This is a genomic window from Anaerovirgula multivorans, from assembly GCF_900188145.1.
Taxonomy (GTDB): domain Bacteria; phylum Bacillota; class Clostridia; order Peptostreptococcales; family Natronincolaceae; genus Anaerovirgula; species Anaerovirgula multivorans.
The window spans coordinates 283,878-297,557 of the sequence record NZ_FZOJ01000003.1 but is presented as its reverse complement, the minus strand read 5'-3'; the positions used below and the strand labels follow the sequence as shown (position 1 = coordinate 297,557).

The 13,680-nt window shown below is 34.6% G+C and carries 12 protein-coding genes; 10 read left to right on the top strand and 2 right to left on the bottom strand.

What is annotated here, in order from left to right:
* Positions 1–144: 144 nt before the first annotated feature.
* On the bottom strand, positions 145–813 hold the full coding sequence (locus CHB72_RS05125) for a TetR/AcrR family transcriptional regulator (protein WP_207652499.1): 669 nt from the start codon (positions 811–813) through the stop codon (positions 145–147).
* Positions 814–1,164: 351 nt separating this feature from the next.
* Here CHB72_RS05125 and CHB72_RS05120 point away from each other — a divergent pair, with 351 nt between their 5' ends.
* From CHB72_RS05120 to CHB72_RS05085, 8 genes are all read left to right on the top strand, one after another.
* The gene (locus CHB72_RS05120) at positions 1,165–2,490 is read left to right on the top strand and encodes a glycine/sarcosine/betaine reductase component B subunit (RefSeq protein WP_089281777.1); all 1,326 of its coding nucleotides are present in this window, start codon (positions 1,165–1,167) and stop codon (positions 2,488–2,490) included.
* A 13-nt stretch (positions 2,491–2,503) separates the two neighbouring features.
* The gene (grdH, locus tag CHB72_RS05115) at positions 2,504–3,823 is read left to right on the top strand and encodes a betaine reductase selenoprotein B (protein WP_089281776.1); all 1,320 of its coding nucleotides are present in this window, start codon (positions 2,504–2,506) and stop codon (positions 3,821–3,823) included.
* A gap of 38 nt (positions 3,824–3,861) precedes the next feature.
* The gene (locus CHB72_RS05110) at positions 3,862–5,343 is read left to right on the top strand and encodes a glycine betaine uptake BCCT transporter (RefSeq protein WP_330396982.1); all 1,482 of its coding nucleotides are present in this window, start codon (positions 3,862–3,864) and stop codon (positions 5,341–5,343) included.
* Between the two features lie 134 nt (positions 5,344–5,477).
* Positions 5,478–6,356, top strand: a complete 879-nt coding sequence (locus CHB72_RS05105) for a hypothetical protein (RefSeq protein ID WP_089281775.1) — start codon at positions 5,478–5,480, stop codon at positions 6,354–6,356.
* A 68-nt stretch (positions 6,357–6,424) separates the two neighbouring features.
* On the top strand, positions 6,425–7,717 hold the full coding sequence (locus CHB72_RS05100) for a CapA family protein (RefSeq protein ID WP_089281774.1): 1,293 nt from the start codon (positions 6,425–6,427) through the stop codon (positions 7,715–7,717).
* A gap of 243 nt (positions 7,718–7,960) precedes the next feature.
* Positions 7,961–8,962 carry an acyl-CoA dehydratase activase-related protein gene (locus tag CHB72_RS05095; RefSeq protein ID WP_089281773.1) on the top strand — a complete coding sequence of 334 codons (1,002 nt, stop codon included), beginning with the start codon at positions 7,961–7,963 and terminating at the stop codon, positions 8,960–8,962.
* Between the two features lie 2 nt (positions 8,963–8,964).
* The gene (locus tag CHB72_RS05090) at positions 8,965–10,056 is read left to right on the top strand and encodes a 2-hydroxyacyl-CoA dehydratase (protein WP_089281772.1); all 1,092 of its coding nucleotides are present in this window, start codon (positions 8,965–8,967) and stop codon (positions 10,054–10,056) included.
* 13 nt (positions 10,057–10,069) lie between these two features.
* On the top strand, positions 10,070–11,032 hold the full coding sequence (locus tag CHB72_RS05085) for an acyl-CoA dehydratase activase (RefSeq protein ID WP_089281771.1): 963 nt from the start codon (positions 10,070–10,072) through the stop codon (positions 11,030–11,032).
* A 235-nt stretch (positions 11,033–11,267) separates the two neighbouring features.
* Here CHB72_RS05085 and CHB72_RS05080 read toward each other — a convergent pair whose 3' ends face one another.
* Entirely contained in the window at positions 11,268–11,828 is a 561-nt protein-coding gene (locus CHB72_RS05080; protein WP_089281770.1) for a hemerythrin domain-containing protein, read from the bottom strand.
* Positions 11,829–12,144: 316 nt separating this feature from the next.
* On the opposite strand from CHB72_RS05080, the gene CHB72_RS05075 reads away from it, so the two are divergent.
* Both CHB72_RS05075 and CHB72_RS05070 read left to right on the top strand, forming a co-directional pair.
* Complete coding sequence (locus CHB72_RS05075) at positions 12,145–12,888, top strand: DUF1385 domain-containing protein (protein ID WP_089281769.1); 744 nt, start codon at positions 12,145–12,147, stop codon at positions 12,886–12,888.
* A gap of 83 nt (positions 12,889–12,971) precedes the next feature.
* A complete protein-coding gene (locus CHB72_RS05070; RefSeq protein WP_242975036.1) occupies positions 12,972–13,673 on the top strand; it encodes a cytochrome c biogenesis CcdA family protein in 702 nt (233 codons plus the stop codon).
* Positions 13,674–13,680: the final 7 nt, after the last annotated feature.

Genomic DNA, 13,680 nt, shown 5'->3' with positions numbered 1-13,680 from the left:
TGATGGTAAGTGAAGAAAAGTTAGATACCGCTTTAGCAATATTAAGAGAAGCTGGCTTTGTGGCTGGAGAATCTCCTGATTGTTAGAGAAAAATACTAAGAAAGCTGTTAATAACAAAACTCCAGGCGGATATGCCTGGAGTTTTTATACGTCTAATTTTCCATAAGCCTTTATAGTATGTTGAATATAATTTAAGGTTTTTTCCACAGCCTCATCAACTGTATAATTCACCTGTTGCTGGAAAATCTTTAGAAACATCCCTTGTAAAATCAATAAAGTCATCTCATTTATTTCTTCTAAGTACCTTTCTTCGATAAACCCTTCTTTGACACAGGGTTTAAGTATAGATATATTTCGATGATAAATGTTTTGCTCTAGTAACATAGTGAGAAGGTCTTCAGACTCTGTAACCAGCTCTTCAGGGAAAATAGCATAATATTCTTTTATTGAATCCTTTAGTGAACTGCTGAAGGATTCGAAGAATATGATATTATAAATTTTAGGATTAGTAAAAGCATAGTGAGAGAAGCACTTCCATATACGTAAATACTTATCAAGAGCATTTTTATAACCCTCAACATAAGCTGGCAGGGCAAGAGCATATTCTTTTAGATATTTCATAGAGGCGAAAAATATTAAATGCTCCAGATTTTCAAAATAATTATATAGAGTAGCACTATTATAGCCTGCTATGTCAGCTACTTTTCTAACGGTAACAGCCTCAAGCCCTTCTTTTTCAATAATTTCATTCGTAGCCTCAATAAAATAGCTCATCATTCGTCTTTTTTGAATTTCTTTCTTATCTATTTCCACATTCATCACCATCAATTCTATATTCTATTATGTAATTTAAATCGAATTAATTATAACATATTTAAACATCAATAAACAAATAATATTATGAATATAGAATATATTAATAATAACTTCTAGGCTTATTGATTAAAATGATACTATTTGTAAAAAAAGAATCGAGTTTCCTTTGAGAATTATTCAATGATCAAATCTATTATTTCCAATATAAAATAAAAAAAATTCAAAACAATGAGATAAACATGGTTACAAAATAAACTAGTTTGTGGTATAATTATATTAGTTATAAAAATAACAACATAAGGATTTAAACTGTAAAAAAATACAAATAAATGAAAGGAGTGTTAATGAATGAAATTAGAAATTGGCAATTTTTATGTGAAGGACATTGTCTTTGGTGCCAAAACAGCTTATGAAAATGGTATCTTAACTATTAGCAAAGAAGAAGCACTAGCAGTTGTTAAAGAAGATGAGCATATTACTGAAGCAGATATAGTAATTACAAAGCCTGGAGACAAAGTCAGAATCGTTCCTGTGAAGGAAGCTATTGAGCCAAGACACAGGGTAGGTGGAGGACCTGTTTTCCCTGGTGTAACTGGTGATTTGATGCAGGCAGGAGATGGAAAAACGTTAGCTTTAAAAAATTGTAGTGTTCTAGTTGTTGGGAAACACTGGGGTGGATTCCAAGATGGATTAATTGATATGAGTGGCGAAGGTGCAAAATATACACTTTTCTCTCAATTACAAAACATTTGCCTTGTAGCAGATACAGATGAAGATTTTGAAAAACGTGAACAACAAAAGAAAAATCATGCTTTAAGATGGGCTGGGATGAGACTAGCTGAGTACATAGGTGGTTGTGTTGCTGAATTACAACCAGAAGAAGTAGAAACCTATGCTCTAGAGCCAGTAGTAAAACGTTCTCAAGAAGTACAAGGACTACCAAGTGTTGTACTGGTATTACAACCTCAATCACAAATGGAAGAAATGGGATACAATGACTTAGTATATGGATGGGACTGCAATCATATGGTACCAACCTTTATGCATCCAAACGAAGTATTAGATGGAGCTATGATTTCAGGATCCTTCATGCCATGTTCCTCAAAGTGGTCTACTTACGACTTCCAGAACTATCCAATGATTAAGAGATTATACCAAGAACATGGAAAGACCATTAATTTCTTAGGTGTAATTATGTCTAATCTAAACGTTGCTTTAGAGCAAAAAGAAAGAGCTGCTTTATTTGTAGCCCAAATGGCAAAATCATTAGGAGCAGAGGCTGCTATCGTAGCAGAAGAAGGATATGGCAACCCAGATGCCGATTTTATTGCATGCATTGTTGCGCTAGAAAATGCTGGAGTTAAAACAATAGGACTTACAAATGAGTGTACAGGAAGAGATGGAGCATCTCAACCATTGGTAACATTAGATATAAAAGCGGATGCAATCGTTTCCTGTGGAAACGTTTCTGAATTAATTGAACTTCCGCCAATGGAAAAGGTTATTGGGGAACTTCAATCTTTGGCTAGAGATGGGTTATCCGGTGGATGGGCTGAGGATGAATTATTAGGGCCATCTGTAAGAAAAGATGGATCCATCATTATGGAAAATAATGCTATGTTCTGTGGAGACCGTGTAGCAGGTTGGTCTACAAAGACAATGGTAGAATTTTAGGGAGGTGTTAAAGGTGAAAAAAAAGGCGATTTTATACTTAAACCAATTCTTTGGACAAATAGGTGGAGAAGAACTTGCAGATCATGCGCCTGAAATTAGAGAGGGCTTAGTAGGACCTGCAATGGAGTTAAATAAACAGCTAGGAGATATTGCGGAAGTAACTCATACGATTATCTGTGGAGATAACTTCATGGGCTCTAGGCAAGAAGAAGCAGTGGAAACGATACTAGGATTTCTAGCAGATAAAGAATTTGATATATTCTTTGCGGGGCCAGCCTTTAGGGCAGGAAGATATGGAAGTGCCTGCGGACATATCGGTAAAGCTGTAAAGGAAAAGTTTGGCGTACAAGTAATTAGTTCCATGAATGATGAAAACCCTGGTGTTGAAATGTTTAAGAAAGAAATATATATCTTCAAGGGTGGTGCCAGTGCAGCTGCTATGCGAAAAGACGTTAAAGCTATGGCTGACTTTGGTAAGAAAATTTTGACAGGAGAAGAACTTTTATCTGCTGAAAAAGAAGGATATTATGGTGGAGGAAGAAGGCATCAAGTATGGCTAGAGTCTGAAGTTCCAGCTACTGAAAGAGTTGTAGATATGTTACTTAAAAAGATACATGGAGAAGCTTTCCAAACAGAGTTACCAATTCCTCCTTCCGATTTAGTACCAATAGCGCCAGCTATTAAAGATTTAAGCAAGGTAAAAGTGGCTTTAGCTACAACAGGTGGAATTGTACCAGTAGAAAATCCTGATAGAATCCAATCAGCATCTGCGACAAGATGGGGTAAATATGACATGACTGGAATGGATAGATTAGAAGCAGGGGCATTTAAAACGATCCATGCTGGGTTTGATCCTGCAGCAGCAGATGCAGATCCGAACGTTATTGTTCCACTAGATGCTCTAAGAGCCTATGAAAAAGAAGGAAGAATTGGTTCTATTCATAATTACTTCTATACCACCGTTGGAACAGGAACTACCCAAGGAGAAGCAGCAAGAATGGCTAGAGAAATCGTAGAGGACTTGAAGGCTGCTGGAGTAGATGTAGTTATCATGACCTCCACATGAGGTACCTGTACACGTTGCGGTGCAACGATGGTAAAAGAAATTGAAAAGGCAGGATTTACGATTGTACAAATGGCAAACCTTATTCCTGTCGCTAAAACAGTAGGTTCAAATAGGATGGTACCGACCATCTCTATTCCATATCCATTAGGAGATCCATCAACGCCAAAGGAACAACAATGGAAACTACGTTATCATAGAGTTGGGATTGCTTTAGAGGCTTTGGAAACAGATATTAATGAACAAACAGTATTTAAAGTAAAAATTTAATTTTATAAAACTATAATATTTTAAAGGAGTATAATTATATGGACAAAATGAAAAAAGACAATTCAGTTTTCCATATATCTTTAGTAGTTGTATTTGCTATTGTTGCCTGGGGAATTTTTGCCCCAGGCAGCTTTGGTAATGCAGCGAACGGATTATATGAATTTATCGTAAATAACTTTAGTTGGATATATTTATTATCAATGTTTCTATTTGTAATTTTCGCATTGTTTTTAGCTTTCAGTAAATATGGCAATATTAAGCTTGGTGCAGATGATGCTCAGCCTGAATACAAAACCTCTTCATGGTTTGCAATGTTATTTGGTGCTGGGATGGGAATTGGTCTTGTATTTTGGGGAATGGCTGAACCATTAAATCATTTTATGATACCTCCTCCTGGCATAGAAGCAGGAACATCAGAAGCTGCCAACTTTGCCATGAAAACATCTTTTATGCATTGGGGCTTTCATCCGTGGGCGAATTACAGTATTTTTGGACTTGCTTTAGCATATTTTCAGTATAGAAAAAACAAACCAGGTCTAATTAGTAGTGTATTTGAGCCACTAATTGGAGAAGAAGGAGTAAAGGGACCTATAGGAAAAACTATTGATATTTTAGCTGTATTTGCCACTGTAGCGGGTGTTGCCACATCATTGGGATTAGGAACACTGCAAATTAATGGTGGGATGAACTATTTATTCGGGTTACCTATTAATACTACAGTACAGCTTAGTATTATAGCCATAGTAACTATTATTTATATATGGACAGCAGTAAGTGGAATTGAAAAGGGTATTAAGTTGTTATCGGATATTAATTTAATTGCTGCCATTGGTGTATTACTTCTATCAATTCTTGTTGGACCTACAGTCAAGATGATCAATGGGCTAATCAATGGAATTGGTATGTATGCTGGTGGATTTATTACTGATAGCTTCAGAATAGAACCCTTTGGAGATAATAGTTGGATAGGATCATGGACTGTTTTTTATTGGGCATGGTGGATTGCATGGGCACCATTCGTAGGAACTTTTATTGCTCGAATTTCTAAGGGCAGAACAATAAAAGAATTTGTGTTGGGAGTCATAGTAGCACCTTCCTTAGCATCCTTCGTATGGTTTGCAACCTTTGGTATAATGGGGATGAATTTAGGAACAGAAAAAGTAAGTGAAGCCATAAAGGTAACAGAAACAGCATTATTTGTTATATTAAGGGATTATCCTTTAGGCAATGTGATATCTTTAATAGCAGTATTTCTACTATGTACATTTTTTATTACATCAGCCAATTCAGCAACCTTTGTACTAGGTATGATGACATCTCAGGGTGATTTGAATCCAAGTAATAAGAAAAAAATTATATGGGGTCTTGTACAATCGTTGTTAGCTGCATCATTACTATTAGCCGGGGGGTTAACAACGCTACAAATCGGATCTATAGCAGCGGCGTTTCCTTTTGTTATCGTGATGATTTTGGTAATGATAGCATTATTTAAAGCCCTTCGTGCTGATGAAAAGATTTAGGACAATAAAAAAGAAATCTCTTTTGAAACTTTTTCTTGAGAGGTTTCTTTTTTGTATCGCATAATTAAAGGAATTTAGTAAAATTTGGAGAATATATTATATTAATAAACATATTTAGATGAAGGTGAGCTAGGATGCTAAAGGAAAAAGTTAGAGATTTACAGGCAATGTCAGCAGAAACTAAGCTTCGATATTTTAAGGTGCTTTTTAGTATGGCCTTGATAGATGGTGAATTAAATCAATTGGAAGCAATGGAGCTGTACAGGCTTATGGGTAAAATTAAGATTTTACAGAAGGAAAGACTCGATTTGTTAAATAATATGGATGCTTTTTCAGAGAATATCATAGATATATGTAAAACATTGTTAGAGGGCTTAAATGATCAGGAAAAAAATATCTTGCGCTTTTCTTTGATGAAGGATTTAATCATTATTATGGGAGCTGACTATTATCAATCTCCTGCAGAAATAGAGTTGTTTTCTAAGATAAGAACTTTTTTTCAGATAACTGAAGAACAATTATATTATTTTCAAGAGGAATACAGAGAAGATAGAAGCTTCTTTGATGAAGCCTCCGAGAAATCTGTCACAGTCAACAGACTAGAAGAAAGGATTCTGACAGCCGCGGCATTAGGTATTCCTATAGGTGCTTTATATATAAAAAAGTGCAGGGATAAAAATGATTATTTCTTCTTTTATAGGGGTAAAAAGGAATTATCAGCAATAGATCTACTGAAGGCACTAACCATAGGAGTTGTCACTTATAAAGGATTAAAATGGTTGTTAAAAATGAAGACCAATAAGAAAGAGACGCTAAAGCAGTGCCTGTATAAGGAATGCCTAAAAATCCAAGATAGAGCAATAAGATATCTAGTTAAAGATAGAAGATATTTTCAAGAGAAACTGCTGAATCTAGAAAAAGAGAATGAGGAGACAGTATCCATAGAAAGTAAGGTGGTATTACTAGATAAAGTCGATGCTACCTTCAAAAATACAAAACTCTACTTATTATAATGAGACTCCTATATGATTGGAGTCTTTTCAAATACCAGACAACACAGTAGAAAGAGGAGAGTGTACATATGGTACAAATAAGAAAAAGCTGCTATGTGTTACTATTGTTGGCAATCATAGTATTCTTAGCTTCTTGCGCTAAGATATCTATTTCAACAACCCCTATAGCTGAAGAAACCGAGAAAGCGATACCAGAGGAAATAAAAGAAGAAGCATTTCATCCCCCAGTAAAAATAAGTTTGGTAGCTGTAGGAGATATCATGGTACACGGGCCTCAATTAAGAGCTCAATATAATCCTGAAATAGGAGAACATGATTTTACAAACAATTTTCAATTTATTAAACTTTATATACAGGAAGCAGATTTAGCAATAGCTAATCTAGAAACCACCTTTGGAGGAAAGGAAAAAGGATACTCGAGTTTTCCTATGTTTAACAGTCCTGATGCTCTAGCTGACGCATTAAAGGAGACGGGGTTCCATGTTATTTCAACTGCCAATAACCATACGATTGATACAGGGAAAAAAGGAATGATAAGAACCATTGAGGTTATAAAAGACAGAGGACTAGAGGTAATAGGAACGAGAAAAGAGGAAAACATCAAAAACTACATCATAAAAGATATAAAAGACATAAAGCTTGGGTTAACCGCCTATACTTATGAAACATCTATTTATGGGCAATATAGAACATTAAATGGCATAAAGATTCCTAAAGAAATTGAAGGCTTAATTAATAGTTTTTCCTATGAAACGTTAGAAGAAGACTTGCTAAGGATGAAGGCAACCGTTGATATGATGAAGAATGCGGGAGCAGAAATCATTATCTTTTACCTCCATTGGGGTGAAGAATACCAAAGACGGCCTAATCGATACCAACGAACTATTGCTGAGAAGCTGAAGGGGTATGGGGTGGATATTCTATTTGGCAGTCATCCACATGTATTACAGCCAATAGAATTTTTAGAATCAGAGGAAGATTCATCAAAAACTCTAGTGGTATATTCTATGGGGAATTTCTTATCTAACCAACGATATGAAATTTTGGAAAATAGATATACAGAGGATGGAATCATTATTAATGTTAAGATTAAAAAGGATTTTGAAAAGAAAGAGGTAACTATAGAAGAAGTTTCTTATGTACCGACATGGGTATATAGATATTACCCTAAGGGAAAAGCGGTATATGAAATTATACCGGTTATGGATGCATTAGAAAATCATATAGAGTATAGTATTAATAACAATGAAACTATATGGAGGATAGATCATTCCAAAAATAATACGCTACAGTTAATGGAGTCCAGCAATGTATCAGCTTATCAAAGAAGTACTTTGTCGAAAAGGAATAAAATACCTTGAGAAAATTTAAAAATTCCTAGTTTTGTCGAAAGGAAAAAACTATTTTTTGTTGAATACTTCATTATTAAAAATAAGAACAGATATGTAATTTAACTTTAGAAAAGAGGGGATTCGAAAGAATTGATAGCATATTATTTATATAGATAAGTATATTTAGAACATAAAAGCATAATATTATTCGATGCACTTGATGACATCTTGATAGCAGGATGAATCAATAGAAAATGACTGGAGGTTAAGGCTGTGAAAATTGGAATTCCTCAAAGCTTGCTATATACGTATTACTATCCCTTTTGGAAAACTTATTTTGAAGAATTAGGAATAGAGGTAGTTACTACTCCTGCTACTACGAAATCCATCATTGACAAAGGGGTTAAAGCATCAGTCCCTGAAATTTGTGTACCTATAAAAGTATATATAGGGCATGTTATTACATTGTTAGAACAAAATGTAGATTATGTTTTTGTTCCAAGGTTTGTATCAATAAAGAAAGGTCAATATTTTTGTCCTAAATTCATGGGGTTACCGGATATGATCCGACACTCTATGGAGGGTGTTGAGGAAAAGTTAATTATGCCCTTTATCAATACAAAAAGTGATAACATAGCTGATGCCTTTAAAAATAATATCTTTGGAGATAAGTTTCCTTTAAATCATAAGCAAAATAAACGAGCTATAGAAAAGGCCGAAAAGATATGGTTGGAATTTAGAGAGTATAGTAAAAAAGGATATTCTATAATAGAGGCTTCGGCTATTGCTTTAGGGAAGGCGTCTAAAGAGGCTTTTCAATCATTAAATCAAAAAAAGATTGATGTAACCATTGGGCTGTTGGGATATGTTTATAATATTTATGATCCTTTTATTAGCATGGACATCCTTAGTAAATTAAGAGAGATGGGGGTAAAGGTAAAAACCTTCGAAATGCTAGAAGAGGAAGATTTTAACCGTCAACTGAAGACCATGCCTAAAACCTTGTTTTGGACCTTTAGTGATAAGCTGCTAGCTGCAGGATATCATTTCTATAATGATGAGGAAGTAGATGGGTTAATTCATGTTACTGCCTTTGGATGCGGCCCTGACTCTTTATTGGGAAAATTATTGGAGTTAGACGCATCTATTTATAAAAAGCCTTTTATGACAGTAAGAGTAGATGAGCATTCTGGAGAAAACCATCTTCAAACAAGGATAGAAGCATTTGTGGATATGATTAAAAGAAAAAAATTAAAAGTACAAAGAGGTGCGTAAAGATGAAGGTGTCTTTTCCTTATATGGGAACGACGGTAGTATATAAAAAGCTTTTAGAATTGTTAGGACATGAAGTAATTATGCCTCCAAAACCAAGCCAAAGGACTATCAATTTAGGGGTAAAATATAGTCCTGAATTTGCTTGCTTTCCTTTGAAGGTAATTATGGGAAGTTATATGGAGGCGGTAGAAAAAGGCACAGAGGTCATCGTCACCTCAGGAGGTCATGGTCCCTGCAGAGCAGGTTTTTATGAGCGAGTTCATAGTCGTATATTAGAGGAAGAAGACTATAATGTAGAATTTATTGTTTTTGATTCTATGTTTAGGGATTATAAAAAATTTCTACAAAATGTTTTAAGGATTAAGGGAGATAGTTCTTGGTATAAGGTTGGAAAATCTCTCATGCTTGTTTATGATATGATTAAGAAATTAGATGTTTTGGAAAAAGAAGTTCAGAAAACTAGAGCCTATGAATTTAAAAAAGGTGAGACTACAAGAGCTTGGGAAAAAATACAAAATCTTTTTGATAGGGCCTATACGAAAAAAGCAATGGAAGAGGCTTTTGAAGATGGTAAAGAATTATTAAGCCAGATTAAACAAGTACCTATAGCAGAAAATAAAAAAGTTAAGATTGGTATTGTTGGGGAAATTTACGTTGTAATGGAGGCCTCCATCAATATGAAGTTAGAAGAGGTATTAGGTTCATTGGGGGTAGAGGTAGAACGCTCTCAGTACTTAACTCAGTGGATTAACTATAATGCATTACCTAAGTTCATGAATCATAGTCATGAAACAGAAATTCTTAGTAAGGGGGAAAGGTATATCCCTATTGAAATTGGTGGTCATGCAAAGCAAACCGTTGGACATATTGTGGATTTTAGTGAAAGAGGTTTTGACGGTGTAGTACACTTAATGCCTTTTGGTTGTTTGCCAGAACTGGTTTCACAAAGTATTGTACCTAAAATAACAGCTGACCTAGGCATTCCAGTTTTGACATTGTCTATTGATGAGCAAACAGGCACTACCAATAACTTAACAAGGATTGAGGCGTTTTTAGATTTAATCAAAGGGAAGCGAGTTAGAAAAATATCATAAGGGGATGAAATCGTTGCAGGATATATATTTAGGCATAGATGTTGGTTCAGTGAGCACAAATATAGTTGCTTTAAATAATGAAGGCGAAGTAGTGCATAGCCAATATATTCGAACAAATGGCCAACCTTTAGAATCTGTCAAAAATGGATTAAGGGAGCTTAAAAAAAATATAGACCAGAACACCAACATCAAAGGAGTAGGTACTACCGGAAGTGGGCGACAGCTGGTGGGAGTGATGGTGGGTGCAGACGTGATTAAAAATGAAATAACCGCCCATGCAACTGCTACCGCACAGGTTGTTCCTGATGTAAAAACGATTTTTGAAATCGGAGGACAAGATTCAAAAATCATTATTATTGAAAATCAAATGGTTGTGGATTTTGCCATGAATACCGTTTGTGCAGCAGGCACAGGTTCCTTTTTAGATCATCAAGCAGAAAGATTAGGGGTTCCTATTGAAAAATTTGGAGATATGGCATTAGCCGCTGAGAGGGATGTGAGGATTGCTGGAAGATGTACTGTTTTTGCAGAGTCTGATATGATTGCAAAGCAGCAATTTGGATTTTCTAAAGGGGAAATTATCAGAGGATTGTGTGAAGCATTAGTAAGAAACTACATTAACAACTTAGGCAGAGGTAAAAAGCTAGAGCCACCCTTTGTCTTTCAAGGAGGTGTAGCAGCTAATAAAGGCATTAAATCAGCCTTTGAAAAGGAAATCGGTCATGAGGTGATTATCCCAAAATATTTTAATATTATGGGGGCTTTAGGTTCAGCTATACTAGCTAAAGAATTGATGGAGGAAACAGGAAGCGATACAAACTTCAGAGGTTTTGAAGCAGCTGATCTAGATTTTATGCCTTCTACCTTTGAATGTGGTGGTTGCTCCAATAACTGTGAAGTAATTAAGGTAGAGTTAGATAAACAAGTGATTGCCATGTGGGGAGACCGCTGTGGAAAATGGACAAATAGCTTATAATACAGAAGAAAGATAATATAAAAGAGAGATGTGATATATATTGATACGTATGTTGCAATATATTCATTCTCTCTTTCTTGCTTTTGGGGTTTTTGAAAAAATGCTTATATCTTAGTATTTAAGATGGGTTATGTATTGTAGGGGCGACCTGTGGTCGCCTAGATGGATTCGGGCGACCACAGGTCGCCCCTACATTAATACATTGCTGTTTCAACGTTGTTGCACAAGTTCTTTTTTAGATATTCTTAACGTATTTTTCTAGTTCTTCCAACATAGCAACGTATTTTTTCTCCGTAGCCTTGCTATCTAACCTTTCCTTAGCTCCTTCAAACAAATGATCTATTTCCTGGTGCATATCTTTATCAAAGCTGCTTTCTGCAAAGGTAAAGATCGCTGTATCTTCTTTATCAATATGACGATATAATAAATCTGTATAGGCAATAGCATTGGCAACGATATCAACCTTAGCTTCTTCAGAGCCCTTCTTAGCAGCATGCAAAGCTTCTTCTAAGGTTTTAACAAACAATCGACCTAAATCATGCTCTGCCAACATGCCATAAATGGGTCCTTGTTTGATGGCGGGACCTAGTTCGGAAGACATTTTATCAAATAAAATATCTTCCTCCTTACCATGATGAAATTTATCAGCATAATTTCTAATAAAATCTATGGCATCATAATAACCCTTATAATAAATCTCTTTGGTATTAAAGGTTTGCAAGCACAGGCTTCTAATAACCTTTAACATTCTTAAAATATTCTGATGCTCATCCATAAGTACTTTTACTGCTTTCATGTATTTTTCCTCCTTGATTTTAATTAATCTTACCTTTAGTATAACCACATCCTTAAAAATGAGCTGTGATTTAAATCAAAATCCAGAAAAATCTTTTGAAAATAATGATTATCGTCTATAATGAAACTATAGATTTAGGTTTATTTTTATTATGGTTCAAAATTGGGTATCTATATATGAGCATACGTCTTAAGGCTTAAATTTTAATATACTAAGGGCTACATTTGCAGTCCTTAGCTGCGTTTTTTTAGCCAAGGGCGAAACCTTAGAAAATTTACAGGCGTATATCTATATATAATACATTTGGAGTGAGAAAATGAAACTAGGTGGATATGCTCACAATAATGGCATCACTTTTTTTTGTGATGTACTAAAGGTAAAAACAACAAAAGTTAAGGAAGATATTCAATATGAAGTAGATTGGATATTGCCTAAAAGATGGTTAAGAAAGCTGGAAGGGAAATTCATTTTAGGGGGTATTTTAGTAGGCTATTATCAATGGAGAATTATGAACATAAAATATAAAATACTGATGACCCTATTGATCGCCCTTATTCTATTGGAAGAAATATTTCATTTGCCGTTATTTGAGGGGGTATCAACTCTGCCTATTAATCAGAAGTGGTTTTATGGAATGATGGTGCTCACTATTTTGGTAAATATAAGAAAGATTATTCGACTTTTTCAACACCATGGAGCAGAACATAAAGTAATAAATTGTTATACCAAGCATGGATATGTAAACCGATACTTAGTGAAAAAAGCATCTAGATTTAATAAAAGATGTGGTTCTAATCTAGGCCTCATTATTATTATTCTTTATTCTATCCTATGGTTTTTTAATATTGACTCCATTTTATGGTTCTTCTTAATATTTTTGGTTGCTGTTCAAATAGCTAAAAAATTTGCTTTAACAAATACAAAATGGGATAAATATATAAATATCCTACAGTGGATTACAGTGCTAGAACCAAAAGAAGAAGACATTGATTTAGCCATCAATGCTTTCAATTATTTACTGCATACCTATGAAATATATAGAAAAGAAAGTACCATGTAATAATTTTATAAATCTGTAAATATGTTTAAGAAAATGAAAAAACTTTCCTCATGGAGGAGATGACTTGAGGGGGATGAAGAATTATGCAAGTATCATTATTGGTGGCAGTATTAGCAGGGATGCTGTCATTTTTATCACCCTGTGTATTGCCATTAGTGCCAGCATATATAGGCTTTATAAGTGGGGGATTTATAGATAATAATGAACCTAAAAAAAGAGTGGTTTTAGCAAGAGCCTTTACCTTTGTTTTGGGATTTTCTCTGATCTTTATAGTTATGGGTGCTTCAGCCAGCTTTATTGGTGGAGTTTTTTTTCGGTATAGAAATGTATTTAATAAAGTAAGTGGTTTATTTATCATATTTTTTGGTTTATATATGCTTGGGGTCGTAAATCCATCTATATTAAACCGTGAATTTCGATTTAAATCTCCAGCAAAGATAACCAACGGGCTAGGCTCATTTTTGATGGGGATGGCTTTTGCAGCAGGATGGAGTCCATGTGTTGGATCAGTTTTAGGGGCTATTCTTTTGTACGCGGGTACCACTGCTACAGTGTATAGAGGTATGATCTTATTATCAATTTATTCTTTAGGCTTAGGAATACCTTTTTTACTAACAGCTCTATTAACAAATCAGTTTAATGGGTTTTTAAGAAGATATGATAAAATATCACCATATGTTTCAAAGGTAGGAGGCGTTTTGTTAATTCTGTTGGGATTGATTATATTTTTCGATAAAATGATGGAATTCAGTGGGTATTTCTATTTTATTGATCTAGGACTATAGCGGGGGG

Excerpts from the sequence above, each read along its gene's own strand:
- CHB72_RS05120 (WP_089281777.1), top strand. The coding sequence starts at position 1,165 with ATGAAATTAGAAATTGGCAATTTTTATGTGAAGGACATTGTCTTTGGT.
- CHB72_RS05110 (WP_330396982.1), top strand. The coding sequence starts at position 3,862 with ATGGACAAAATGAAAAAAGACAATTCAGTTTTCCATATATCTTTAGTA.
- CHB72_RS05105 (WP_089281775.1), top strand. The coding sequence starts at position 5,478 with ATGCTAAAGGAAAAAGTTAGAGATTTACAGGCAATGTCAGCAGAAACT.
- CHB72_RS05100 (WP_089281774.1), top strand. The coding sequence starts at position 6,425 with ATGGTACAAATAAGAAAAAGCTGCTATGTGTTACTATTGTTGGCAATC.
- CHB72_RS05090 (WP_089281772.1), top strand. The coding sequence starts at position 8,965 with ATGAAGGTGTCTTTTCCTTATATGGGAACGACGGTAGTATATAAAAAG.
- CHB72_RS05080 (WP_089281770.1), bottom strand. The coding sequence starts at position 11,828 with ATGAAAGCAGTAAAAGTACTTATGGATGAGCATCAGAATATTTTAAGA.
- CHB72_RS05075 (WP_089281769.1), top strand. The coding sequence starts at position 12,145 with ATGAAACTAGGTGGATATGCTCACAATAATGGCATCACTTTTTTTTGT.
- CHB72_RS05070 (WP_242975036.1), top strand. The coding sequence starts at position 12,972 with ATGCAAGTATCATTATTGGTGGCAGTATTAGCAGGGATGCTGTCATTT.